Raw genomic sequence first — 23,966 nt, 5'->3', positions numbered from 1 at the left:
AAATTTAGTTATTTGGATGAATACGTTCGGAATTTTTCAAGTAAGGTGTTGAGTTGTATCAGTTCGTCGTCGCTGAGGTTTTTGCCGTAGCGGTTTTCGTGGGCATCAACCTGTGGATCGAGTTCGGCCAATAAACCCAGTCCTTTTGCCGTGATCAGGATTTCCATTTTGCGTCGGTTCGCCGGGCAAACTTCCCGGGTGACGAGTTCCTTTAAGAGCAATTTATCAATCAATCTGGTCGTGTTGCTGCTCTTGGCAACCATGCGCTCCTGAAGCGTCGACATGTTGGCGGGGTTGCCTTTTTGCCCGCGTAAGATCCGCAACACGTTGTATTGTTCGCCCGACAAATCATACGGTTTCAGGATTTCGTGGAATTTTTCGGACATTGCATTTTGCGTGTACATAATGTTGAGGACTGTCCGGCGGGGCAGTGGCAGGGGCGACGTCGCTTTTATGATTTCCTCGATTGTCATCTGTATTTACAAAATTTGTAGGTACAAATGTATGATAAATTTCTTCCAAATCGCCACAGCGCTGTTATTTTTTTGTTAAAAGAAAATCAACCCGTAACGATTACTTACCTTTAAGGGTCGAATAAAAATCATGGTGAAGTACTTGTTTTTGTCGGTATTCGTGTGTCTTTCGGCGTTCGCGCAGGAAGCCAAACCATTCGCGCGCAGCCATGCCGGACGTACCGTTTATACCTACAATTTCTCACAGCTCGAAAAGCGGCTTCAGGCGAAATCTGATACGGTTTATGTCGTGAATTTCTGGGCCACGTGGTGCGCGCCATGCGTTAAGGAGTTGCCCTATTTTGACCGCATCGGGACCGAATACAAGTCGCAAAAAGTAAAAGTCCTGCTGGTAAGCCTGGACATGAACAAACAAGTAGAATCGTCTTTGCTGCCTTTTTTGATCCGGAAGAACATCCGACAAGAAGTCATCCATTTACACGAGCCGGATGCCAATGCATGGATTCCGAAGGTAAATGCACAATGGTCCGGCGCATTGCCCGCAACGTTGATTTTTACGGCAGCCGATCGGAAGTTCTATGAGCGAAGTTTCACGTATGAAGAATTAGAACAAGAAGTCAAACATTTTTTAAAATGAACATTATGGTAAAATTAAAGTATGCTGCCCTGTTGGTGGCTTTTGTACTGGTTTGCGCATTCGCTGTTCCGGGCGCGCGCGGTTATAAAGTGGGCGACGTGGCTACCGATTTCAGCCTGAAGAACATTGATGGAAAGTTGGTCTCGCTCAAGGATTTCAATTCCGCCAAAGGATTCATCGTCATCTTCACCTGCAACCATTGCCCTTTCGCCAAGGCGTATGAAGACCGCATCATCGCACTTGATAAAAAGTTCAAGCCGCAAGGTTATCCCGTGATCGCCATCAATCCTAACAATCCGTCAAAAGCGCCGGACGACAGTTTCGAACTCATGCAACAACGCGCCAAGGAAAAGGGATTTACGTTTCCGTATTTGTTTGACGATGGGCAAAAGATCTATCCGCAATACGGCGCTACCAAAACGCCTCACGTATATTTGTTGCAGAGAACCGATCAGGGCAATATCGTAAAATACATCGGTGCGATAGACGACAATTACGAAGACGAATCGGCGGTGAAACAGAGATACGTTGAGCAGGCTATTGAGGCATTGCAAAACGGGAAAGACATCGAAACCAAGGAAACCAAAGCCATCGGCTGTAGCATAAAAGCTTAATCATGAACCTGAATCAAGAGCAATGGGCAGCGCAATTGGCCCACGACGACAATGCGGTAATCCTCGACGTCCGCACCCCCGAAGAATGGTCGCAAGGCATCGTACCTGGCGCAGTGATGATCGATTTCTATACTGGCCCGGATTTCTTGGAAGCCTTGCAGGACTTGGATAAAGACAAAAGTTATTACGTGTATTGTAAAGCGGGCGGCAGAAGCGCGCAGGCATGCGACATCATGAACAATCTGGGCATTATGAAAACCTTTAATCTTAACGGCGGTTTTTCGCAATGGCACGGTGATGTCGCGCAGCCGTAGATCAGGACTCAAATAAAACAAAGCCGTTTCAGAAGGAGCGGCTTTTTTTATGGGAATACTGTAAGGGAAACGTGGAATGCTGTAAACCGCCGCCCGTTAAATTGCGGAACTTTGACAAAAGCCTCCACCATGAATGAGATTTTGTCCGTCCAGACAGATGATTTTGAAACCGGAAATCGGCCGGTAGCCATCAACGATGGATCTTCGGATATTTCGTATGCTGACTTCGAAGCAACGATGACGTATATCGAATACCTCCGGTTCCACGATGACATGTCGTAGAATCGGCTAGGGTTGCCAGTACTGATGGATGTATCGCATCCGAAAATGGGTGTTTTGAATTTTTGTGCTCACTTCGTGATTTTTTTGACAAAAGAGGCTTTTAATACGAATGCCTCTTTTTTTTTTATAACCAAATACAATACAGCGCGATGGAAAAGCCAATTCAACCAGAGAAAGTTACGACACACGAAGGCCGAAAAGCCCTAATCGACCGCTACAACATCAATGATCAGGGGCACGCCAAAAGCAGCCCCGATGATTTCGTGGAGACGGTTTCAGGATTTCGCCACGCCGATGAAAAGCAGGAGACAAATGAACCCTTGCATCCAGACACTTCTAACCAAAAACCAAACGTATGAAAAAGATTCATGAGATGGTTGTGATTGCTTCGCTGATGCTGCTGTCATTCACATCATGTAAAGACAAGCCTGCCAACGACAGCATCGATACCGTACCGGCATAAACCCCAATCGACAATACGGCAACTCCCGAAACTGTGCCGCCGACAGTAGATACCGTTCCGGGCGTAGAATCCGGCATCGGCGACGAGCACGTGCCATAAAAAAAGCCTCTTCATTTGAAGAGGCTTTCCTTTTATTGCCGAAGTAATTAGCGTTTAATCACTCGCAAGGTCTTGGCATTGTCACCTTGGGTAACAATCACGTTGTACACACCTGACGGATAATTTTCTCCAATTTGCAGAGAAGAAACATCGGTTGGTTTTACAGTAGTGTTGCCCAACAGCCTGCCGGTCATGTCATATACTTTCACGTTCACTTCGGCATCGAGCGACGTGGTCACATCGATGTTAAAGTTCTCGGCGAAAGGATTCGGGAAGGCCACGGCGTTGAACACTGCCTTGTTCGCCACGATACGGGAAGCGCCCGGCGTGACAATCGTACAAGTTTTTCCGTAAGGTCCGGCCGGATCAGACAAGTTGAAGATCAAACGCACTTTTACGTTGTACGTTGCACCCGGGATCAATCCGGCGGATGCGAAATCGCTCAACGAGAAGGTACGCACGTTTTTCACGACTTCTACGCCAGCAGGCGGCAAGCCCGGACCAGTCAGCTGAAACGCATAACCAATCGCGCCAGGGTATGAGAAGGCGTACATGAGCGTACTGCTGTTTGGAACGGCGTAGTCATCACACTGTGCATCCTGTAAAGAAGTAGTCGGGAACAAAGGCGTAGTCAATGGACACGCACTTCCGAAACTCATGTAGGTTCCATCGGTGTTTTTCACCGCCACTTCTACATTGTACGTTTTGCCGTACTGGACCACAAAATTGGTGATCATGGTCATCTTGAAATCACGAACCGAACGCTCAAGCGTTTGTGTGTTAATAGGGTTGACCGGATCGGTAATTTTGAAACTATAGCCCGCTGCGTAAGGAACCAGGTTCGCATACACCGCATCGGACAAGTTAGTCAGGGTTCCGCCACATGATGTCAACAATGTTGATGCTGCCGGCGTGCTCACGGTACAAGTCGATGTGGTGAACGGTTGCCAGAAACCGGCAAACAATACGGACAATTCAATTTTGTATTGCGTATTGAATGCATAATTGGTCAGCTGAGTGAGTTTCATTACACGCAGTGCGGTGTCCAGCGTCTGGATTTGACCGTTGTTTGGACCGCTCATCGTAGTTACCCTCCAGCGATAGCCTTGTGCGCCTGAAACGATGTTCGCCACGATTTGCGTATCGATACTGGCCAAGGTCTGGTTGCAGAAGCCACCTTGGATAACTGTCGTTTTTGGCGGGAAGCCTTCGTCGGTCAAACCATCGCAATCGTCATCGATGAGGTTGTAGCCGATTTCGGTTGCGCCTGGATATACGGTGTTTTTCGTGTCATCACAATCGGTGTTGTTCACCGAGTAACCAGACGGAGGCGTTGAAGCATTTACAGCACACAATGTTTGTGGTGCACCGGCGCCAAAGCCATCGTTGTCGGCATCTGCGTAGAACGCGAATGTGGCGTGCTTGGTTATGTCATTGTCGTCACAGTCGGTATTGTCGGCAACATAACCTACAGGTGCGCCTGTACAGCTCAATTGCGTTACGGCAGGATTTCCGTACGTATCACCGTCAGCATCCTGGTAATAGGTCGTGTTTGCAACGATGGTAAAGGTTGCGGCAGTACGACATGATTCGTTCGAGCCACAAGCCGCATAGAACGTAGTAACACCCGGCGTATTGGTATCGGTAATTCCAGATCCAGAAACACCCACAGGGTCAAACGAGTTCGTGGTGGCAATTGGCGACCCGCCCGAAGCAGTAGTATACCAGCTCACTGGAACAGTGCCCGGAAGCATAATCTGGCCACCGCTCGGAGGTGTAACGGTCCAGCCGAAACTTCCCGAATAAGTGCCCGATGAAGCGCCATATGTAGTCGAAACCAAAGTATAGGTCACTCCGGCAGTTAATGTGGCAGTCAGTAAAGGTTCGTCTCCTGCAGTGCCGCTGTCGTCGTCGCCCTTAATCCAGGTGCCGCCGCCCAAGCAGTTGCCCGGAACAAAGGCTCCCGACACAATATAACCCATGCCGTCAAATGAAGCGCTATTGTTCATCTCAAAGGTGTAGCTACCTGTAATGCTTACCTGGAAATTGGTTTTTACATAGTTCCGGGTGATGGCTGCATCAAATGAACAAGTGGCTGTATCCGCGATAGAAGTGGTAGGACGCAAAGCCACTGCGTCTGTACCCGATGCCCAAGCACCTGAAAGGGTTGTGCCCGAATTGACAAATCCGGTACAAGTGCCCGACGCAGTCAAAGCGCCCGATCCGCCAGCGCAGATGCTGATGCTATTTGCTGTTGGCGGAGCAGGATTAACCGTTACGGACACCGCGTTTGATGTTACCGTACAACCTGCTGCGTTGCCGATGACGACATCATAAGAACCTGCATCGGCTTCAGCAGGGTTTGTAATGGTCAGCGTTGCTGTATCTGCACCGCTAAATGGCGCAGTGTTCGAAAGGTTCGATCCGTTTCTTCTCCACTGGTACGTCGTAGCACCAGTCGCAGAAACGCTGATAGAAGCAATGCCCGCTGTTGCACAAACGGCTGCCGGGGCCAATGGTTGCGCAGTGATTATCGGGCGCAAGTCAACAGTGAAAGAAGAACTGCTGGTTGCTGTTCCGCCTGGTGTGGTTACGGAAACGACACCCGATGTGCCCGCGCCAATAACGGCTACCAAGACAGATCCGTTGTTCGAAGTGATCGAGGCGACCGGCGTACCACCAATGGTAACACCGCTTGCCGTAGCGCCATTCAAATCTGTACCGTTAATGGTAATCGATGTGCCTTCGCAGCCAGATGCGCTACCCAGGCTGGTAATGGTTGGTGCCGGCGGCGGCGCGATGTTGACGATATAGTCTTCGGTTTCACCCCAAGTACTGTTCGACGCACCACAAGCCTGTGTGGCAGTAAGTGCGGAATCGTCTCCGCCACGAACACGAAGACGGGTATTACCCAATTCCGCAGTGGCCGGAACGTTGAATACAAGGTTGGCTGTGCCGTTAGATCCAGCATTTCCACCGATTACGGCCTCTGAACTTTCAAACGTACCGTTTTGGTTGAAGTCAATCCAAGCAGCAGAGAATTGGTTGCTGTGCGAGCCCATAGTTACAGAAACCGTCGCGGTGTTGCTCCTGTAAATCGTTGGAACCGTAACCGCATTGTAGAAAGTGTAATATGGAGATGATGACGCGCCAGAAGCGTTAGACAGTGCACCCAAAGTCACATTGGTGATTTGATCTGTCGTGCCAGGACCGTTGCTGTAGGTTGGTGCACAATAATTGAAATTAGAGTTCGTCGTGAAAGATTGAATTACACAACCTGTCGCGTCGCCATTGTTGTTTTTAGGAACAACCTGCCAATAGTACAGGGTATTCGCCGCTAAGGCAGCTGGCGTGTAGCTTGTTGTATTGACATTCGCAACAAACGATGGCGTAGATGAGGTGCCCAAATAAACGTCATAGCTTGATGGTGAACCCGTAGCGGCAGACCAAGTAAGCGTCGTGTTTCTTACGATGTTGGTCGCTGTATCGGCAGGTGTTAAGCCTGTCGCACAATCGGGTGCTACCAATGGAAGCGCTTCAATCGTAAAGTTGTCCACAATGAACTCGATATCGGCGCCTCCGTCAGAGCCACCTTCTACGCCACGGAACGCAAAGTGAACAGTTTGTCCGCTGAGTGAAGACAGGTCAATGCTTTCGGTTTGGCCCAAATGCGAGGGCACGTTGGTATTGTTGTATGTCCTGAGTACCGTCCAGTTAAGGAAATCTGTAGAGTAAAGGACTTCTACGAAATCATCGGCTTCCCAAGGGGTTGTCGGCGGTCCGGTTGAAGTCCACTGGTGTGCAGAGGCGGTATAAGTCATGCGCATGCCCGCGGGAATCGTGTAATACGGTGTAATCATCCAATCGTTATCACCGGTGGCGTCAAGGTTAATTCTTACGGCGCCAGTCGTTCCAACATTTAAAGGGCCATCGGCTACCCAGGCGTCTCCGGCTGTAGTCGATACTGTCACAGGGCCGGCGCTGAGTGTGCCGTTGTTGCCTTCCGTCCAGCACGTTGGCGGATAGCTAGCGAAGTTTTGCGCACTAGGGAAAGAAGTTACAGGTGCGCAAAGCGTCGTAAAAGCCAATACGCTTGAGTTTGCGCTATAGCCACCCAACGGACAGATTTGACGGACATATACTTGATACGCTGTTGAAGCCGACAGTCCAGTAATGGTGAATGGAGAAGTGGTAGAGGCCGAAGCAATGGTTCCGCCTGCGCCAGCTGTAGCTCCGGTTCCAGGTGTGAAGCCTGTTGCGCCATACTCAACAACGTAGTTTCCTGCGCCGGTCCAAGAGATGGTTCCTTTGTCAAATGTGAGATTCGAAACAGTCACGGCAGTTCCGGTGGCACAAACCGTAGCTTGGCTTGACGTGTAAGCCGATGTGCTATAAAAAGGAGCACCGCTACAAGCATCGTTGTAGGAGAAAATATGATAGTAGTAGAGCGTTCCCGCCGTAAGGCCAGTATCTGTGAACGACGTACTGTTGGCCGAAAGCCTGACGTTCGTTCCCGTGCCCAGCGTCGTGTCGCCGATAGCATACGAAGTGCCGTTAACCGGAGTTGGCGGCGTGGCGCTCGTGCTTCTCACCACCAGGTATTTGCTCGGTGCCGGCGAAGCAGCAGTAAAGCTTCCTGAAAGTGAAGTTGTGGTAACCGAGCTGAAAACTGCCGCTGATGCGAGCGCAGACGGTGTTGTACAAGGTGGCAATACCGGAGGCGTCCAGGTAAAGGTCAGTCCGCTGGCGGGTAAAGTTACTGTAGATACGAATGTACAGCTGTCCGTATTGGCAGCGCCAAGTGTTGTTGCAGTCCAATCGGTGGTCGTCGTTCTGCTGTTGAAGTTGGTGTTGGCCGTGCCACGCAAACCAACTTGTGCCGTATTAGATGTTGTCGAAGCGACAACACTGCCATATACAACCTGCACCGTATTGGTGCCTTCGTTCAGGATGTACTGGTAGTCAACGTTATCGGTACCACCGAAACGACGAGAACCAACAAAAGTCATCACGAACTGACGGTTCGGCGATGAACCGAGAACGGCAGCGTAGGTTCCGGTGCGTGGCGTGTAGGTAGCCGATGAGCCGGTAGAACTGGAGTTGATGCTCAAGGTTACCGTACCCGTACCAATGGCGGTGATGATGGCGCCCGAGGTGATTCCGGTGCCGTCAATCCGCATCCCGACTTTAAGTCCTGCCGTTGAGGAAACCGATGTCAATACATTTGATCCACTGGTCCTGTTCGCCGTAAAAGTCGATCCGGTCCTGATCTGTGCGTCCATGTTCCAGGCGGCCACACCGGCATTGGTGACCGTACCGCTGATGTAAACACCATTGGCGTTCGACGTGCCGGCATAAGCAGCGCCACTTCCGTTTCCTGACAATGCCGACCCAAAAACCATGAATCCGTTACTTGAAACGGTCACGGTAGTGTAGTTGGTACCGTCAAAATTGAAGGTAAATGGCAAGGTGTACGTGGCGGAAGAATCATCCCAGCCTGTAGTAAAAATACTCGAGGGAGAAGTGGAAGCTGCGCCCGAAGTGCCAATCAGCCCCGTGGTTGGAGCCGCGAAAGTACCGTTTGTTTGCGCAAAGCTATAACCTGATACTTGAGCTGTTAAATCCTGTCCTGCCAGGATGGAAATTAACATTAAAAGTACGCCCAAACATCGGGCGCGCCAACCCACCGAAAACGACTGCAGGGAGCCGGTTGGATTTTCGGGTCGGGTGTTCCAGGCGGCCGTAAACCCACGGTCACCGGGAGAAGTGTAACTTCTTTTCATACATCAAAATTTAAATTGGAGAGTTCAAGTTAATGGATATTATTTCATCGATTTCCATGCTAAGGCATAAATCCGATGAAAATGAGGTTTCCATCGACCAACGGCGGCACCTATCGAACAAGTGCTACAAAAACGTTATCTGAAAGTTAAGAGATAAAAAAAACCAGCCCGAAGGCTGGTCTCTTTTTCATAGCAAGTTGGGTTAATTTTTCTCGAACGTCAGCAAATCGATGCTGCCATCGCCGCCGCTCACGTGTTCCAGACGCAACTTGGTAGCTGTCCGTTCTAAAATGTGCCAGTCTTCGCTCAGTTCGGCGAAGTTTGCCGGCGAAGCAAACAAGATGTTGAAATCGATGTCGCCGCTGGGGTTGTCGTCATCGCTGCTGTCGTCGCTCGTAACAGACCAATAACCCGTTACAGTGGTGCTGCCATTTACGGCCGTAAGCACGTTAGACGCGCCGAAAGTGAATGCGTAGCCGTTGAAATTGCTGGTTTGGTTGTTTCCGTCTTCGTCAAAAAGCGTTACACGCCAAGTTCCGGAAGACACCGTGTTGGTTACTGCGTTAACATCGTCAGACGACGAAGAATTATCATCTGAGCTACACATCGAGGCCGTATTCAACAGAAAAAGGCACGCGATCATCGGGTAAAAAATGAGTTTTTTCATAACAATTACAATCAATTAGAATTAGTAAGTCCGTTCATTAATAAAACAGGATAAGCCTTAAAAACCCTACCTATACCGGAAAAAAAAGAGGGAAAAAATTCCCTCTTTTCACACAAACAAAACCAACCATTTGTTAGATGGCAAAAAAACTATCTTAAATCGGTATTTCAATTAATAGCACCGCTGCATTTTCTGATTTTGCGATGAACGGCAGGAAATGGATGCCGCTCAAAGTCATGGCATCGCGCGAATGCAACGCCCGGCCATTGAAGTCAAATGAGCCGTTGATGACAAATACGAACAGGCCGTTTTTGCTGTTTTTCAACGTGTATTTTCCATTCCGTCCGTCGTTGTAAACGCCAATGTGGCCAAACACCTCGGCATTGGTCTTCAACACCGGAATGTCATTTTTCCATCCGGCGAAAACCGGAAACATTGTATTGTGTTGCGGCTGTTCAAAATCGCGGGACTTGCACGTGCGGCGAAATTCCTTTTCATCGGCACGCAACCAAATCTGCAGGTAATTCACATGCGCTTCCTCGTATAGATTCATCAGTTCATAGACCATACCTTCCTGAACCGAGAAGATGCCAATCTGTTCGGTCTCGACAATCGCCTGATTGCCCAAACTGTCTTTGTACAGAATGGAACCTGACAAAGGAATGATGACCACATCGGTATAATGGTCAACATGCCGCATGATCTTGTTTTTCGGGCAAAGCGTCTCGTCGTTCATGGCTTCGAGCGCACCAAAGGGCAAATCAGCTTCCTGTTTCGTGTTTTCGAAATTGAAGACCGAGTACCGGCTAAACACCTCCGAACGCACTAAGCCGCGCTCCTGAGATCTGTAAATCTGTGTGTGGCTTTGTAGCATGATTAGAATAGTTTACTGATGAAAAACGTTAGAAACAAAATGGCTCCCCAAATAATGACCTGATTGGCGATATGCTCAGACTTGCTGACGTAAAATTTATCGCCGGGCAGTCGTTTGCGTTTCGGCGCGTATTTCCTCGGGAAAATGGCCATCTGTCAATTCTTTGTAAAATAAATGTACTCGTTGCCGTCGCCGCTGCGCCCATCATCGTGGTCATCCTTCAATCGGAAATTGGTAGGATTGTACTCAGTCACTTTCCAGTAATCATTAGACAAACCTTGCAGCCCGGATTGCGGGAAAAAAAGGTCCATCATGGTGTGGCTGCCGTCTTGGTAAACACTCCAAGTGCCGTTGCTGACGGTATTGTTCTTTACAGCCGTGACCGTACCATTGTCTAAGAAAGTGAAATTGTAACCTTCGTAAATATTCGGTGGCTGCGGGCTTCTAGACATGCGGTCATCACAATACGATATGTGCCAAGTGCCGGACACGGCAATTTGTTCGAGCGTCATCGGTTCCGGGCCTGGGCCGCCCCAATTGTCGTCGCAGTCATCAATGGCGTCTTCAATCGCATCTTCCAGTTCGTGATTGCTGTTAACTGTAATATTCTGGCCCGATGCCAATGTCAGCGTGACCGGATAAACCACAGTAAAAATCTCGGCGCTTGCCAGATTATCAATGAAGTCATAAAAGCCAGCATTGTTGTAGATGGTCACCGTGTTGGCAATCTGGTTGTTCGTGTCGTAGGTGTTTACGTTCACCGGGAAAACAAAGTCCACACAACGGATTTCATGGAAATCGCCATCGCCTGAGCAAGTCAAGGTGTCAAGTTGGGCCTGATTGTTTACGACCAATTGGGCAAAGTCCGGAAATACGACCGTAATCGGAAACTGAAAATGCACGATGTCATCATCGCTCCATGATTCCTGCATGTTTTCCCAAATGTCATGGAAGTCATCTTGGTCTTCCACATTGAAATCTTCGCCATTTACCATGACGTTCACCGGGAGTAAAACACTGTAGCAACTGGATTGGTCAAGGATGTCGTCAACGTGCGTCGGGTTCTGGCACACGCGCGATACCAATGAGGTCAGCGGCGATGTCCTGACGAGCGCATCGCTATTGTTCTGGACGATGGTCGTTTCCTCGCTTTGACAGCCGAAGAGTAACACCCCAAAAAGCACCAGATATATTTTTTTCATTGCCGAATTTTTGCGTAAAACAATTGAGGACAAAAATACCCTACCATGTTTTTTATTTTTATTTTTACCCGCAACTCAGCAGCTCAGTTTTGATGGACAACAACTTCAACGGCCTTTGTGCCGAATCCGTTTTTTCGCATTTTTTTGCCACGCATATCAAGGCGTTGCGGAACTATCTGTACTTCAAATACGGCAACGAGGAGCAAGCCAACGATATGGCGCAGGATGCCTTTATTAAAGTCTGGGAAAACTGCCGGAACATTCCGCAGGACAAAGCAAAATCGTTCCTTTACACGGTAGCCAACAACGCGTCGCTCAATCAGATTGCCCATCAAAAAGTAGTACTTCGGTATGCCCAAACGGGCAACCATGAACACGCAGATCACGTCAATCCAGAATACATGGTCGAGGAAGACCAATTCAAGGACAAACTCGATAAAGCTATCGGAAGCCTGACCGAAGCGCAGCGCACCGCGTTTCTGTTGAACCGCATCGAAGGAAAGAAATACCATGAAATCGCTGAAATGTTAGACATTAGCGTTAAAGCCGTAGAGAAACGAATTTCCGGGGCATTGGCTACGCTCCGAGAACAAATTGAACAAATGAGGTAGGGTTTTTTGCCAATTGCCTGTTTAACCGAATATTGGAAAACATGAAACAACAATACGATTTGGCCAAATGGCTCGCCGGCGAAATGTCCGACACCGAGCGTCAGGCGTTCGAAAAGACGCCCGAATACGCCACGTATGCCAAGATAAAGGACTATTCCGCACAGTTGCAGGCGCCTGATTTCGATCAGGATGCCATCTATCGCAACGTCGTTTCCCGCGAAAAGAAACAGCCTAAAGTAATCCCGTTATACCGTACCGTATTTAGATTTGCGGCGGTATTGGTGATTGCGCTAGGATTGTTTTTCGTTGCCAAGAACATGATGCCGTCCACTGAAACGGCTGAAAATGCGGAGTTCGCGTCTTTTTCCTTGCCGGACGAATCTGAGGTGACGCTCAACGCAGGTTCTGAAATCACCTATAAAAAATGGGGTTGGGACAATCATAGAAGCCTCACGCTTGAGGGTGAAGCGTATTTCAAAGTGGCAAAAGGCAAGAAATTCGAAGTCAATACCTCGCTCGGAAAAGTAACCGTACTGGGTACGCAGTTCGATGTCAAGGCGCGCGATGGACGTTTCGATGTGATGTGTTTCGAAGGCCGCGTCCGGGTAGATTACGGCGAAGCGCAAACCGTCATCACCAAAGGGCAGAGCGTATCTTTCGAGAACGGACAGCCCATCGACGTGCCTCAAAACGACGGCGTCGGTCCGGCTTGGCTGCAGGATAAACTGGTATTCCACAAAGTAAATTTCCCTACGATTGTTGGCGAACTCAACCGCCAATATGACATTAACATTTTAGTGAAAGGTGTTCCGTCGGCGCAGTTGTTTACGGGCGTGCTTCCGCGCAAGAATATTGACGAAGCATTGCAGATCGTAGCGTCAACGTATCACCTGAACCTTTTGAGGCAAGACGGAAAAATCATCCTAGAAGCCCGTTAATGCGCAACACCTGGCTGGTCATCCTTACTGTGTTTTTCAGCATTTCCGCTTGGTCGCAGCAGGGAACGAGGCAGCCTTTGAACCAAATTTTCGAAGTGTTGGGCCAACGGCACCGCGTGACATTCAACTACATCGAAGACGAAATCGTCCTTTACAAGATTGTCCCGCCAAACCCGGATTTGCCTCTGAATGCCGCACTCGATTACATTTCCCGCATCACAAAATTAAAATTCCAGCCCATAGGTGCCTCGGCTTTTATCGTGTCCAACGACGAAAAGCTGGACAAGCCACTTTGCGGTTATTTATTAGACCAAGAAACCAAGCTGCCCATCGAGGCGGCATCGTTGTTTATAAGCGGCACGAATATCTCGGCCATATCGGACGCCCGCGGTTACTTCGAATTGCCCGTCATTTCGCCTGAAGACATTGAAATCAGCCATCAGAACTATGCGCATTTTCGCATCGCACCTTTGGCGTTGTACAAACCCGATTGTCCTCAGATTTTGTTGTCGCCTATTGTCAATGCGCTGGATGAAGTCGCTCCGCAGCGGTTCCTGACGACCGGCATCACCAAGAACGACGACGGTTCATTTAAGATCAACCCGACGAAATTCGGTATTCTTCCCGGACTTAGCGAACCCGATGTGTTGCAGACGATGCAGGAACTTCCGGGTATCGAAAACGAAGACGAAACCATTTCAAACATCAGCGCCCGCGGTGGTACGCACGACCAAAACCTATTTCTTTGGAACGGCATCAGGATGTTCCAGACGGGGCATTTTTTCGGCCTGATTTCGGCGTTCAACCCAGTGTTGCCACAAACCATTTCCATTTCCATCAACGGGACATCGGCGCTTTTCGGCGAAAGCGTGTCGAGTGTCGTGGACATTTCCTCGCGTGACCGGAAGATAGACAAGACGGCATTCATCGTCGCCGCGGACTTGATCAGTTTGGCCGGCTATGCCCATGTGAAAATGTCCGACAACGCGTCGTTTTCCGTATCGGCCAGGCGCTCGTTCACCGATGGTTTTGATTCCCCGACGTACCGCAAGTACCGAAACCGCGTGTTCCAGAATACCATCGTTACCAACAACACGGGCACGGTAAACGTCAATACGGACGAACATTTTTACTTCAATGATGTCACACTGCAATACCGGCAGAAAGTGGCCGATAAGCACGAGTTTTTCATCGACGGCATCGGCATGGGCAACAGCCTGATCATCGACCAATTCCTGGACGGTTCCGGGCAAAACAACGATTTGTCCCAGCGCCACTTCGGGGTGGGCGCAAATTGGACTTCACGTTGGGACGACGACCATGTTACCCGCGTTGAAAGTTATGTGTCCAACTACAAACTCATGGCTTCCACGGAATCTTTGGACAGCAACAATCTCACGACCACACAGGAAAATCAGGTCGTTGGGTTCGGATTTAATTTTTCCCAATCCATGCGGTTGTTGCCCAGTACGACGTTCAACATCGGCTACCAATTCCACGAAACCGGCGTCACGAATATCGATCAGATCGACGCGCCTGCATTCTCGCGGAACATCACCGAAGTCATGCATACGCACGTCGGGATTGCCGAAACGCGCTGGGAATCCGAGAGCGATAAATTCTCGTTGCTGGCGGGTTGGCGTTTCAACTATTTCGAAAGGATCCACGTCTGGCGCCCGGAGCCGCGGCTGCAGTTCGGCTGGCAATTGTCTGGGCCGTTACGGCTTGAAATCCTGGGCGAGATGAAAAGCCAGACACTGGCACAGGTCATAGACCGGCAGCAGGATTTCCTGGGTATCGAGAAACGCCGCTGGACCATGGTTGACGACAACGAAACGCCGCTTCAGGAAAGCATGCAAGTCTCGGCCGGACTGACCTTTAAACGCAACAATTGGCTTTTTACCATCGACAATTATTACAAGAAAGTCGATGGGATTTCCACGGGTTCGCAAGGTTTCCAGAACCAGTTCGAGTTCGTGAAATCGGCTGGCAGCTACCGCGTTTTTGGTTCTGAACTGTTGCTGCAGAAAAACTTCGGTCGGTTTTATTCCTGGATCAGTTACGGGTTCAATGACAACCAATATGATTTTGAGGATTTGACTCCTTCGGCATTCCCGAATAACTTCGAATTGCGTCACACGATGGCAGTGGCCGCCATTTATGAATGGCGCGGCCTGAAACTGGCGCTCGGCAGCAAGTGGCATTCCGGCCGTCCGGTCACGACACCGGCTTCCGAGGAAGTGATCAGTGACAGCAACGGCGATCCGCAAATCCAATACAACGACCCAAACAATACGCGCTTGCCCGACTTTTTCGTCGTGAACTTTTCGGCTTCAAAGTCTTGGGCCATCGGCAAGACAAACCTGCGGGCCAGCGTGTCTTTGACCAACATCTTCGACCGGTTGAATGTGGTGAACCGCTATTATCGCGTAAACAACAGCCAGTCTGTAGAACGCGTCGATACCTACGCTTTGGAACGTACGCCCAACGTCAGTCTATATTTTTCCTTTTAGCATGTTAAAATTGTGAATCGCTATTGCACGGTTCAGTAAAACCAATAACTTTGTAATTCAAAGTACTTTTAAAATTCTAAAAATGTCTTCGAAAAATCACTTTTCATTTTCCCGCCAGGAGCGGAGTAAACTCGTCAAGAATGCTTTGCTGGGGGCAGTCATTGGTTTGGCGTTTATCTCATTGATCATTTTCAACGTCGGTGTACCCAAGCCGGAATGGGGAACTCTCTGGCGCATCAGGCCGATTTTGGTGACTTCGCTGGCGGGTGCTGCAGGCGGTATCTTTTTCTTTTTCATGAATGATTTCACCGCACGACGCGGATGGAACAAAGTCGTCGTGTATGCCTTAAGTTTTTTCGTTTTTACCGTCGGGCTCTGGATTGGCGCCATTCTCGGGCTGGACGGGACGCTCTGGAACTAAATCCTGAAATCTAATGTCATTGCTCGTGAAATTTGACATGTGGCACCGCTGCGCAAGGCAATACCAGTGGTTGTATTATTTTTCGACGTTCCTTAGGATTGTCCTCGCCGTTGGCTTTCTGCCCTCGGGTTTAGTGAAAATCCTAGGTGAGCGTTTTACGGCGCTATCCAACAACCACCCGCTGGGGCATTACCTGCAAGCTTTACACGAGACCGGTTACTATTACACATTTATCGGCATCCTGCAAGTCTTGGCCGCCGTTTTATTGTTGATTCCCCGAACGGCCACAGTTGGCGCATTTATTTATTTTCCGATCATCCTGAATATTTGTGTGTTGTCGCTGTCTGTCGGGTTCGACGGTTCGCTCGTGACGTCGCCTTTGATGGTGCTGGGCTGCCTGTTTCTCATTTGTTGGGATTTCCATAAGTGGAAGTTCATTTTTGGAGGCCCGATTCCCGGTGCAGAAATCTACGCCAAGGAAAACAGGACCAGGCGATTTCCGTGGTTGTTTTTTCTCGGGGTTTTCATTGCGATCTCGCTGGTGTTGGTCTCGGCACGATTTGCCTATACGCTCAAACCGCGAAATACCATCGCCGATTGTATGACGCAATGTGAAGATGCAGCAAACCCGGAAGCTTGTGAAACCTTTTGTGACTGCATCCACGAACAAGGAAAGCCCTATGATGTCTGTCTGGAAGCCTATAAGAAATCATTGAAAAGTCCATCCCATGAGCACTGATCTTTTTGTCCATCAAAATTCCATCGTCCGCCAGATATGGGGAAAGTCGGATACGATTTTATTCATCTTTGCCGGCGCCTCGGCCGAGTTTGCCCTGAACAAAGCCGTTGACTGGCTCTATTTCACTGGGAAATTGCCGTCGGATCCGTTGGGGCGTCTGTTCTCAACGGTTGCTTATGCGCGCACCATCGTTTTTGCCGATACCGAAAAAGCGCACCGTTCCATCGATGCGATGGCTTCTATACATGCGTCGGTAGAATCGTCGCGCGGGATGAAAATCCCCGATTGGGCGTACCGCGATGTATTGTTCATGCTCATCGACTATTCCATCCGGTCCTATGAAGTCCTGGAGCGACCGCTCTCCATGCCTGAAAAGAAAGAAGTATTCGATGTTTTTTACCGTGTTGGCGTGCGCATGGGTTTAACCGGTTTGCCCACCAACTATCAAGATTGGCAACGGTCGCGCGAACGCCACCTGAAGGAGAACCTTGCCCCGAGCCATTACACCGATGATTTGTACAAGCAATACCGCAAACATCTCGGTTTTGTGCGCTACCGACTGCTCTTGCAGGTGCAGGCGCTGGTCGTTCCCGAAACAGTCCGTGAAATGAAGCGATTTCCGTCCGCCATGGCCACGCGATCGCTACTGATGCTGTACCGATGGGGTAAAATTGTCCGTGCCGAAAACGTGCTCAAGGCCTTGTTACTGCCGTCGGCCTATAAGCCGCAAATCAAGGCGATGGATGTTGTTGCCTGATGGTTATTCCCGGCCGATGGCATTTACAAATGTTACCATTTCAGGCGGTGTCATCACGGCATCGGGAGTGAAAGTTTTCAGGGCGTGCGCGGGCATGAACGGAACGTCTGCCGTGTCGGGCGACTGGATGATGGCATAGCCGCCATTTCTGCGGATGGTTTTCAGCCCGATGGTGCCGTCGGCATTTGCGCCCGAGAGTAATATGCCCACGACCTTTTCCCGAAAGGCATCGGCCACGGATTCAAAAGCCACGTCTATGCTGGGCCGGCTGTAATTGACTTTCTCCGAAACATCCAAAGACAAAATATAGTCCTTCTCGAAAAGCAAATGGTAATCCGGCGGCGCCACATGGATCCGGCCGGGTTTGAGTACGGTTTTGTCCTGGATTTCCTTGATGCGCAAACCGCTTTTCATCCGCAGGAGTTCTTCAAGGATGTTGTCGTCGGCGCTGCGGCGGTGCAAGACGATGACGATGGCCAGCCGGTCAATAGGGTCGAGGTTGGGTAGGACTTTCAACAGCACATCGAGGCTCCCGGCGGAACCGCCGATGATGATGATTTTTTGCGGAATCAGTGGAGTTTCTTCCATATTTTTTCCTTTCGAAACTGTTCGTAATTCTTTTGTACCGATGTGTATTTCAGGGTTTCCTTCGTGCCCAGCGCCAGATAGCCCAATCGCGCCAAGCTGTCGTCGAACAACTGGAGCGCGCGGTCCTGCAATTCCTTGTCGAAATAGATCAGCACGTTGCGGCACAAAATCAGGTCGAATTCATTGAACGAATGGTCAGACACCAAACTGTGTTGCGAGAACACCATTTTCCCGGACAGTTTTTCATCGAATTTCGCCAGCCCGTAATTCGCCGTGTAGTAATCAGAAAAGTCGTTCTTGCCGCCTGAATTGCGATAATTTTCAGCGTATTCCTTCATGAGCCGCAACGGGAAAACGCCTTTTCTGGCCGCTTCAAGCACCGAATGATTGATGTCCGTCGCATATATAATGGCCTTGTGCAGCAATCCCAGTTCATGGAGCAAGATGGCCATCGAATACACTTCCTGTCCGGTGGAACAGCCTGCATGCCAAATCCTGATGAATGGCTTGGTGCCCACGGCCGGCAGGATTTCCTCGCGCAACACTTTATAGAATGTCGGGTCGCGGAACATCTCGGTGACGTTCACGGTAATTTCTTCCACGAAATGCCTGAAATAGTCCGCGTCGGTTTTAATCTTCGTCAGGAACGTTGCAAAATCAGGAAATGCATCCAACTGGTACAAACGCTCGATCCGGCGCTTGAACGAAGCCCGGGAATAACCGCCGAAATCGTAACCGTGACGGTCCGACACTTCGGCAATCAGCAAGTCCAGTTGGCTGTCGTCAATCATATCAGATGGATTCTAGTAAGGACAACAAACGGTCAACATCAATGGGTTTTGCCACATAATGGTCTGCGCCCGACGCCAAGCATTTTTCCCGGTCGCCGACCATGGCTTGGGCTGTCACCGCAAATATAGGCAAGTCGCGGCCGGGCGTAATTTCCTTGATCAGCGGAATGGCTTCGTAACCGTCCATTTCGGGCATCATCATGTCGATGAGCACGGCATCGAAAGCGTTGTCCGTTTTGAGTTTGGCCAAGGCTTCGGACGCGCTGGTGCATGAAGCCACATCGAATTGTTTCGCCCGTAAAGTGGCTGCCAGTGCGAAAATATTCCGCGGGTCGTCGTCGATGATTAAAATCCGCTTTTTCATTTCTGGGAATCGTATAGCCAGACGCGCAGCAAAGACAAGAGTTGGTCCACGTCAACGGGTTTGGTGATGTAATCTGAGGCACCGGCGTTGATGCATTTTTCGCGGTCGCCGGTCATGGCTTTCGCGGTGACGGCAATCACCGGAAGCTTCTTTAATTTCTTGTCTTGACGGATGCGTTTGGCCGTTTCGTAGCCGTCCATATTCGGCATCATCATGTCCAGGAGCACGACATCGGTTTGTGGATGCGCGTCCAAAGCCTTGAGTGCTTCGGCACCGTCAATGGCCGTGATGACTTTCATCTGCAACAGTTCCAGCGCCTTGGTCAGCGAATAAATGTTGCGGACGTCGTCGTCCACCACAAGTACGGTTTTGTCTTTGAGTACGTTATCGAGTTGTTTTTTATGGTCGGCGCGTTTAGGCTGGTGCTTTTTGTCTTCCACGATGTGCAGGAACAAAGACACTTCGTCTAGCATGCGTTGGTAGGAATGCGCGGTTTTCACGACAATCGAATCGGCGTATTTCTTGATTTTCATTTCTTCGTTCATCGAAAGGCTTTTTCCGGTGAATACGATGACGGGAATGTGCTCCAAACCCGCATCTCGCTTGATGCCATCCAATATTTCATAAGCCTGTTTATCTGGGATGCCCATGTCGAGGATGACGCAATCCACACCGTCTTTTTGAAGGGTTTCGATGCTTTGCGCGATGTCCGACGAGATTTCAGACTGGATATTGTTGTTGTCCAGGAAAAATGACAGCGCCTGTGCGTGTTTCGAGTTGTCTTCCACGATCAGCACCTTCTGCGATTCACGGTTGACGATGTGCTCGATGCGTTGGAACACTTCCGGGATTTGCTCGAAGGCCACGGGCTTGTCCAGGAAATTCACCGCGCCTTTCAACAGGCTTTCCTGCCGCGCCTTGTGCGATGACATGATGTGCACGGGAATATGCCGCGTCATGGCATCGGATTTCAACTCGTCCATGACTTCCCAACCCGATTTTACCGGCAGTTCAATATCGAGCAAAATCCCGGTAGGGCCGAAGGTTTGTGCCATTCGGAACGCTTCGTCGCCACGCACCGAAACCACACCTTTATAGCCGCGTTCACGGGTAAATTCCAGCAATGATTTTGCGAAATTCGTGTCGTCTTCCACGATCAGGATGACTTTGTCGTTGGCCGAGATGTCGTTGCGGTCATCGGGGACAGCGTCAGGAATGGTAGCGCTGATGAACTTGCGTGAGCTGCCCGTGGCAGATTTTTCGCCATCCTTAGTGACGGAACCAGCCACCGAAGCCGCAATCGGGATGGTCAGGGTAAACGTACTGCCTTTGTCCGGCTCACTTTCAAGTGTGATTTCGCCTTTGAGCAAACGTGCCAGTTCACGGCTGATGGACAACCCAAGCCCAGTACCGCCGTATTTGCGTTTGGTGGAACCGTCGGCTTGCTGGAACGCTTCGAAAATGAGCGGTTGTTGTGCGGCCGGGATGCCGATGCCGGTATCGGTTACGGCAAATGATACGAGTTTGTCCGAATCCGGATGTCGGGCAATGGTCACGGTCACTGCGCCGGCAGACGTAAACTTGATGGCGTTGGAAATGAGGTTTTTCAGGATTTGCTCCAACCGCATGCGGTCGGTCATGATCACCAGCGGTGCCTGCGTCGTATCAATCTCGAAGCCGATGCCTTTTTCCTGCGCCATCAGGGCAAACAGGTTGCGCATGGTCTGGACGATTTCCTCGGTGGGCACATCGACGATTTCGAGTTCCATCTTACCGGCTTCAATTTTCGACAAATCGAGGATTTCGTCGATTAGGCCAAGCAATCCCGTACCCGAACTTTGGATGACTTTCGCGAATTCGACTTGTTCGTCCGTTAGGTTTTTCTCGTTGTTTTCGCCCAAAAGACGGCTCAAGAGCAGAATCGAATTGAGTGGTGTCCGCAATTCGTGCGACATGTTGGCCAGGAACTCAGATTTGTATCGTGTAGAAAGTTCCAGCGCCTCGGATTTTTTCTGGATTTCAACGTTTTGTTCTTCCAGCAGCACGCTGCGTTCGGCAAGTTCTTCGTTGGTTTGCTGGAGTTCTTCCTGTTGTACTTTGAGTTCTTCTTCTGACGCTTGCAGTTTTTCGGTTTGCGCTTCCAGTTCGGCGTTCATGCCTTCCAATTCGGTGTGTTGGGCTTTCAATTCCTCAGATTGCGACTGCGTTTCCTCGAGCAATTCCTGGATGCGACGCCTGTTTTGTGCCGCCCTGAAGGCAATCCCGATGTTGTTGGACACGGCCGCTAGGAAGTTGATTTCCCGCGAGCTGTAGTGGTTTACGGTGCCGAGTTCCACCACGCCAGTAATGCCATTGTCTTCCAACGGCAACGCGACCACATGCGTCGGCTTGGCTTCGCCGAGTGCAAACGAAACCCTGATGCTGTCGTCGTCGGGCATGCGCAACTCGAGCAATTGTCCCGATGCAACGGCCTGTCCAGACAAGCCTTCGCCCGGCTGGATTTGTTTCCTTTCGTTGGATTGGTAGCTGTATCCGGCGGCAAATTGTAACCCGCCATCTTCCAATAAATACAGTACACCGGCTTGGCTGTCTGTATATTTTGCGAGAAAATCCACGACAGATTGGGCCAATTCGTGCACCGATTTTTCCCCGAGCATCGCTTTGTTCAGTTGTGCAACGCCCGATTGCAGCCATTCGTTGTCGGACAATTTCGCAAACGATTCGTCGAGAGCCACGGCCATGTTATTAAGCGATCCGGCCACGCTGCCCAAAGCGTCAGATTCTGTATCGTCAACCCTGACGTTGTAATTCCCGGAGGAAATCTGCTGGGCGATATTGCTGATGACCCGGATGCGCTCGGCGGTTTCGCGGTCTTTGTCCTCGAGTTCGAGTTGCAGATTCAGCCTTGTACGGTAATCGGCCAGGATGCGGAAGAAAAATACCGAGCTGATGATCACGGCAATGAGCGCCGCCACCAAAATCAATATCGAACCGTAGCTGCCGTACTGGCGGGCTTCTTCGGTGCGAAGATGCAGCAACTCGTTTTCACGGGTTTCCATTCGTTTAAAGAGAATCCGCAATTCGTCTGACAATTGCTTGCCGCGGTCCAAATCAAAAACGGTGACCGATTTTTCAAGATCTTTGTCTTCTATGCGTTTCTCCAAGTAGCGGAAAAAGCTGTAAGCCAGCGGGCGGATTTCTTTAATCGTTACCTGTTGCGCCGGGTTGTCCAGCGTAAGTCTTTCCAACTTGTCGAGAAACTCGGCGGTCTTTGCTTCGGCACCCGTGCGTTTGTCCAGGAATGTCCGTTTACCGGTAATCAGGTAACCGCGCATGCCGGTTTGCGCATCGACGATCACGGCCTGCGTCTCGTTGACGTTGTAAATGACTTCCTGCGTATGATTGACCATCGCATTGGTGTCGATCAGGTTTTTAATGCTCAGGTACGACGCCGTGGAACTGATGATTAAAATCAATAACGACGCGCCCGAAGAGAGCAACAGGTTTCTTTTGAAATTTCCGTTCATGTGTTTTTTGGTGTTGCGGGCAGCAGGATGATGAAACTTGCACCGTTGCCCTTGGTGCTTTCGCCCGTGATCAGGCCGTGGTGTTTTTCGATGATTTTCCTTGCGATGGAAAGCCCGATGCCGGTACCTTCATAATCTTCGCGATGGTGCAGCCGTTGAAAAATCGTAAAGATCTTGTCTTTGTATTGGTCGTCGAACCCGATGCCGTTGTCCTTGACGATGATGCGGTGTACGTCGCCGTCGGGATTGGGCGCCGCATCGAAATCCAAACTGGCGATGCGGTCTGTTATGATGTCGATTTCCGGAGCGCGACCGGCCGGGACAAATTTCAGGGAATTGCTGATGAGGTTCTGGAATACTTGCCGCAATTGGCTGGGTACGCCGATGACCGTGGGCAAATTGTCATGGAAACGGATGACGGCGTTTTTCTCTTCGACCAAGTGTTCCAGGTCGGCAATGACTTCGCCCAGGATTTCGTTCAGGTCGCAAGGTTCAGATTCAATCGGCGATGACAGGCGCGAATAGGTAAGCAAATCGTTGATCAAATTGTTCATCCGTTCGGCTGCCGCAATGGTGCGTTTGGCGTACACCGGGCCGTTTGGATCGCCGTTGAGGCAACGCTCTTCCATGAGTTTGACGAAAATCTCGATCTTTCGCACAGGTTCTTTCAAATCGTGCGAAACCACCCAGGCGAATTGTTGCAATTCGTGGTTGGAGAGTTCCAGTTCTTCATTCTTTTCCCGCAATTCCCGCGTGCGTTCAATGACTTTCTGCTCGAGGTTTTCCTGCGCATCTTTCCTTATTTCGATTTCGCGGGCCAGCAGGTCGCGGATGTCCTTGAGCTCGTTTTGTTGCTGATAGAGTTTCAGGAATGTCTTGACCTTCAGGATGAACAGGTCGGGATCGGCCGGTTTGGTGATGTAATCCACGCCGCCGGATTCGTAGCCCTTGGTGATGTATTTCTTTTCCTTGTTGATGGCCGACAGGAAAATGATCGGGATGTCTTTGGTGCGGCTGCTGCCTGCGAGCGTTTCGGCCACTTCAAAACCGTCCATGCCCGGCATTTGCACGTCGAGGATGATCAATGAATAATGTTTCTGGAGCGTTTTCCTTAACGCTTCTTCACCAGACAAGGCCTCTTCCGATTCCAGTCCGTGGAGCGCCAGGATTTTTTTTAACGGCAGTATGTTTTCCCGTTGGTCGTCTACAATTAATATCATAAAAAAACCACCAGCTAAGGCCGGTTGCGTTAATGGTTACGCGTTCTAGGGAAAGTGCGTTCTTTCAAAGTTAGGGAAAAAAAGCTGTA

At 50.1% G+C, this 23,966-nt stretch carries 21 protein-coding genes; 11 read left to right on the top strand and 10 right to left on the bottom strand.

Annotated features, from left to right (window positions below; genetic code table 11):
* Window positions 1-8: 8 nt before the first annotated feature.
* On the bottom strand, window positions 9-473 hold the full coding sequence (locus ACM9J1_RS10930) for a MarR family winged helix-turn-helix transcriptional regulator (RefSeq protein ID WP_415582080.1): 465 nt from the start codon (window positions 471-473) through the stop codon (window positions 9-11).
* Window positions 474-603: 130 nt separating this feature from the next.
* On the opposite strand from ACM9J1_RS10930, the gene ACM9J1_RS10925 reads away from it, so the two are divergent.
* From ACM9J1_RS10925 to ACM9J1_RS10905, 5 genes are all read left to right on the top strand, one after another.
* Window positions 604-1,110, top strand: coding sequence for a TlpA family protein disulfide reductase (locus ACM9J1_RS10925; RefSeq protein WP_415582079.1), 507 nt, complete (start codon window positions 604-606; stop codon window positions 1,108-1,110).
* Between the two features lie 5 nt (window positions 1,111-1,115).
* Entirely contained in the window at window positions 1,116-1,724 is a 609-nt protein-coding gene (locus tag ACM9J1_RS10920; RefSeq protein WP_415582078.1) for a thioredoxin family protein, read from the top strand.
* A 2-nt stretch (window positions 1,725-1,726) separates the two neighbouring features.
* On the top strand, window positions 1,727-2,038 hold the full coding sequence (locus tag ACM9J1_RS10915) for a rhodanese-like domain-containing protein (protein WP_415582077.1): 312 nt from the start codon (window positions 1,727-1,729) through the stop codon (window positions 2,036-2,038).
* A 129-nt stretch (window positions 2,039-2,167) separates the two neighbouring features.
* Complete coding sequence (locus ACM9J1_RS10910; RefSeq protein ID WP_415582076.1) at window positions 2,168-2,320, top strand: hypothetical protein; 153 nt, start codon at window positions 2,168-2,170, stop codon at window positions 2,318-2,320.
* A 149-nt stretch (window positions 2,321-2,469) separates the two neighbouring features.
* Window positions 2,470-2,679, top strand: coding sequence for a hypothetical protein (locus ACM9J1_RS10905; RefSeq protein WP_415582075.1), 210 nt, complete (start codon window positions 2,470-2,472; stop codon window positions 2,677-2,679).
* A 250-nt stretch (window positions 2,680-2,929) separates the two neighbouring features.
* Here the strand turns inward: ACM9J1_RS10905 and ACM9J1_RS10900 are convergent, their stop codons facing one another.
* From ACM9J1_RS10900 to ACM9J1_RS10885, 4 genes are all read right to left on the bottom strand, one after another.
* Complete coding sequence (locus ACM9J1_RS10900) at window positions 2,930-8,665, bottom strand: GEVED domain-containing protein (protein WP_415582074.1); 5,736 nt, start codon at window positions 8,663-8,665, stop codon at window positions 2,930-2,932.
* A gap of 202 nt (window positions 8,666-8,867) precedes the next feature.
* Window positions 8,868-9,332 carry a hypothetical protein gene (locus ACM9J1_RS10895; protein WP_415582073.1) on the bottom strand — a complete coding sequence of 155 codons (465 nt, stop codon included), beginning with the start codon at window positions 9,330-9,332 and terminating at the stop codon, window positions 8,868-8,870.
* A 154-nt stretch (window positions 9,333-9,486) separates the two neighbouring features.
* Window positions 9,487-10,206 (bottom strand): pirin family protein, encoded by a 720-nt coding sequence (locus ACM9J1_RS10890; protein WP_415582072.1) that lies wholly within the window; start codon window positions 10,204-10,206, stop codon window positions 9,487-9,489.
* 155 nt (window positions 10,207-10,361) lie between these two features.
* A complete protein-coding gene (locus ACM9J1_RS10885; RefSeq protein WP_415582071.1) occupies window positions 10,362-11,408 on the bottom strand; it encodes a hypothetical protein in 1,047 nt (348 codons plus the stop codon).
* Between the two features lie 92 nt (window positions 11,409-11,500).
* Here ACM9J1_RS10885 and ACM9J1_RS10880 point away from each other — a divergent pair, with 92 nt between their 5' ends.
* The 6 genes from ACM9J1_RS10880 to ACM9J1_RS10855 all read left to right on the top strand — a co-directional run bounded on the left by ACM9J1_RS10880 (window position 11,501) and on the right by ACM9J1_RS10855 (window position 17,387).
* Entirely contained in the window at window positions 11,501-12,019 is a 519-nt protein-coding gene (locus tag ACM9J1_RS10880; protein ID WP_415582070.1) for an RNA polymerase sigma factor, read from the top strand.
* Window positions 12,020-12,060: 41 nt separating this feature from the next.
* Window positions 12,061-12,957: a FecR family protein gene (locus tag ACM9J1_RS10875; protein ID WP_415582069.1), complete on the top strand. Its 897-nt coding sequence runs from the start codon at window positions 12,061-12,063 to the stop codon at window positions 12,955-12,957.
* Window positions 12,957-15,470 carry a TonB-dependent receptor gene (locus ACM9J1_RS10870; protein WP_415582068.1) on the top strand — a complete coding sequence of 838 codons (2,514 nt, stop codon included), beginning with the start codon at window positions 12,957-12,959 and terminating at the stop codon, window positions 15,468-15,470. Before ACM9J1_RS10875 ends, ACM9J1_RS10870 begins: the two co-directional genes overlap by 1 nt.
* An 82-nt stretch (window positions 15,471-15,552) precedes the next feature.
* Window positions 15,553-15,891, top strand: a complete 339-nt coding sequence (locus ACM9J1_RS10865; protein ID WP_415582067.1) for a potassium transporter KefB — start codon at window positions 15,553-15,555, stop codon at window positions 15,889-15,891.
* A gap of 13 nt (window positions 15,892-15,904) precedes the next feature.
* Window positions 15,905-16,630 (top strand): DoxX family protein, encoded by a 726-nt coding sequence (locus ACM9J1_RS10860; RefSeq protein WP_415582066.1) that lies wholly within the window; start codon window positions 15,905-15,907, stop codon window positions 16,628-16,630.
* On the top strand, window positions 16,620-17,387 hold the full coding sequence (locus ACM9J1_RS10855; RefSeq protein WP_415582065.1) for an oxygenase MpaB family protein: 768 nt from the start codon (window positions 16,620-16,622) through the stop codon (window positions 17,385-17,387). The genes ACM9J1_RS10860 and ACM9J1_RS10855 overlap by 11 nt, the downstream gene beginning before the upstream one ends.
* Window positions 17,388-17,390: 3 nt before the next feature.
* Here ACM9J1_RS10855 and ACM9J1_RS10850 read toward each other — a convergent pair whose 3' ends face one another.
* The 5 genes from ACM9J1_RS10850 to ACM9J1_RS10830 are packed head-to-tail and all read right to left on the bottom strand — an operon-like array spanning window position 17,391 to window position 23,877.
* A complete protein-coding gene (locus ACM9J1_RS10850) occupies window positions 17,391-17,975 on the bottom strand; it encodes a chemotaxis protein CheB (protein WP_415582064.1) in 585 nt (194 codons plus the stop codon).
* Entirely contained in the window at window positions 17,957-18,766 is an 810-nt protein-coding gene (locus ACM9J1_RS10845; protein WP_415582063.1) for a CheR family methyltransferase, read from the bottom strand. Before ACM9J1_RS10845 ends, ACM9J1_RS10850 begins: the two co-directional genes overlap by 19 nt.
* A gap of 1 nt (window position 18,767) precedes the next feature.
* The gene (locus ACM9J1_RS10840) at window positions 18,768-19,130 is read right to left on the bottom strand and encodes a response regulator (RefSeq protein ID WP_415582062.1); all 363 of its coding nucleotides are present in this window, start codon (window positions 19,128-19,130) and stop codon (window positions 18,768-18,770) included.
* Window positions 19,127-22,657: a response regulator gene (locus tag ACM9J1_RS10835; protein ID WP_415582061.1), complete on the bottom strand. Its 3,531-nt coding sequence runs from the start codon at window positions 22,655-22,657 to the stop codon at window positions 19,127-19,129. Before ACM9J1_RS10835 ends, ACM9J1_RS10840 begins: the two co-directional genes overlap by 4 nt.
* Window positions 22,654-23,877, bottom strand: coding sequence for a hybrid sensor histidine kinase/response regulator (locus ACM9J1_RS10830; RefSeq protein WP_415582060.1), 1,224 nt, complete (start codon window positions 23,875-23,877; stop codon window positions 22,654-22,656). Before ACM9J1_RS10830 ends, ACM9J1_RS10835 begins: the two co-directional genes overlap by 4 nt.
* Between the last annotated feature and the right edge of the window lie 89 nt (window positions 23,878-23,966).

This window comes from Flavobacterium longum, from assembly GCF_965137575.1.
In the GTDB taxonomy this organism is placed as follows: Bacteria; Bacteroidota; Bacteroidia; order Flavobacteriales; family Flavobacteriaceae; genus Flavobacterium; species Flavobacterium longum.
Note: the sequence above shows the minus strand (reverse complement) of the source record. Positions and strands in the feature narration are given on the sequence as shown.

Bases quoted from the DNA above. Each gene is read 5' to 3' on its own strand.
- ACM9J1_RS10880 (WP_415582070.1), top strand. From the start codon at position 11,501: ATGGACAACAACTTCAACGGCCTTTGTGCCGAATCCGTTTTTTCGCAT.
- ACM9J1_RS10860 (WP_415582066.1), top strand. From the start codon at position 15,905: ATGTCATTGCTCGTGAAATTTGACATGTGGCACCGCTGCGCAAGGCAA.
- ACM9J1_RS10845 (WP_415582063.1), bottom strand. From the start codon at position 18,766: ATGATTGACGACAGCCAACTGGACTTGCTGATTGCCGAAGTGTCGGAC.
- ACM9J1_RS10830 (WP_415582060.1), bottom strand. From the start codon at position 23,877: ATGATATTAATTGTAGACGACCAACGGGAAAACATACTGCCGTTAAAA.
- ACM9J1_RS10920 (WP_415582078.1), top strand. From the start codon at position 1,116: ATGGTAAAATTAAAGTATGCTGCCCTGTTGGTGGCTTTTGTACTGGTT.
- ACM9J1_RS10855 (WP_415582065.1), top strand. From the start codon at position 16,620: ATGAGCACTGATCTTTTTGTCCATCAAAATTCCATCGTCCGCCAGATA.
- ACM9J1_RS10915 (WP_415582077.1), top strand. From the start codon at position 1,727: ATGAACCTGAATCAAGAGCAATGGGCAGCGCAATTGGCCCACGACGAC.
- ACM9J1_RS10905 (WP_415582075.1), top strand. From the start codon at position 2,470: ATGGAAAAGCCAATTCAACCAGAGAAAGTTACGACACACGAAGGCCGA.
- ACM9J1_RS10875 (WP_415582069.1), top strand. From the start codon at position 12,061: ATGAAACAACAATACGATTTGGCCAAATGGCTCGCCGGCGAAATGTCC.
- ACM9J1_RS10835 (WP_415582061.1), bottom strand. From the start codon at position 22,657: ATGAACGGAAATTTCAAAAGAAACCTGTTGCTCTCTTCGGGCGCGTCG.
- ACM9J1_RS10925 (WP_415582079.1), top strand. From the start codon at position 604: ATGGTGAAGTACTTGTTTTTGTCGGTATTCGTGTGTCTTTCGGCGTTC.
- ACM9J1_RS10890 (WP_415582072.1), bottom strand. From the start codon at position 10,206: ATGCTACAAAGCCACACACAGATTTACAGATCTCAGGAGCGCGGCTTA.
- ACM9J1_RS10840 (WP_415582062.1), bottom strand. From the start codon at position 19,130: ATGAAAAAGCGGATTTTAATCATCGACGACGACCCGCGGAATATTTTC.
- ACM9J1_RS10930 (WP_415582080.1), bottom strand. From the start codon at position 473: ATGACAATCGAGGAAATCATAAAAGCGACGTCGCCCCTGCCACTGCCC.
- ACM9J1_RS10885 (WP_415582071.1), bottom strand. From the start codon at position 11,408: ATGAAAAAAATATATCTGGTGCTTTTTGGGGTGTTACTCTTCGGCTGT.
- ACM9J1_RS10865 (WP_415582067.1), top strand. From the start codon at position 15,553: ATGTCTTCGAAAAATCACTTTTCATTTTCCCGCCAGGAGCGGAGTAAA.
- ACM9J1_RS10910 (WP_415582076.1), top strand. From the start codon at position 2,168: ATGAATGAGATTTTGTCCGTCCAGACAGATGATTTTGAAACCGGAAAT.
- ACM9J1_RS10870 (WP_415582068.1), top strand. From the start codon at position 12,957: ATGCGCAACACCTGGCTGGTCATCCTTACTGTGTTTTTCAGCATTTCC.
- ACM9J1_RS10850 (WP_415582064.1), bottom strand. From the start codon at position 17,975: ATGGAAGAAACTCCACTGATTCCGCAAAAAATCATCATCATCGGCGGT.
- ACM9J1_RS10895 (WP_415582073.1), bottom strand. From the start codon at position 9,332: ATGAAAAAACTCATTTTTTACCCGATGATCGCGTGCCTTTTTCTGTTG.
- ACM9J1_RS10900 (WP_415582074.1), bottom strand. From the start codon at position 8,665: ATGAAAAGAAGTTACACTTCTCCCGGTGACCGTGGGTTTACGGCCGCC.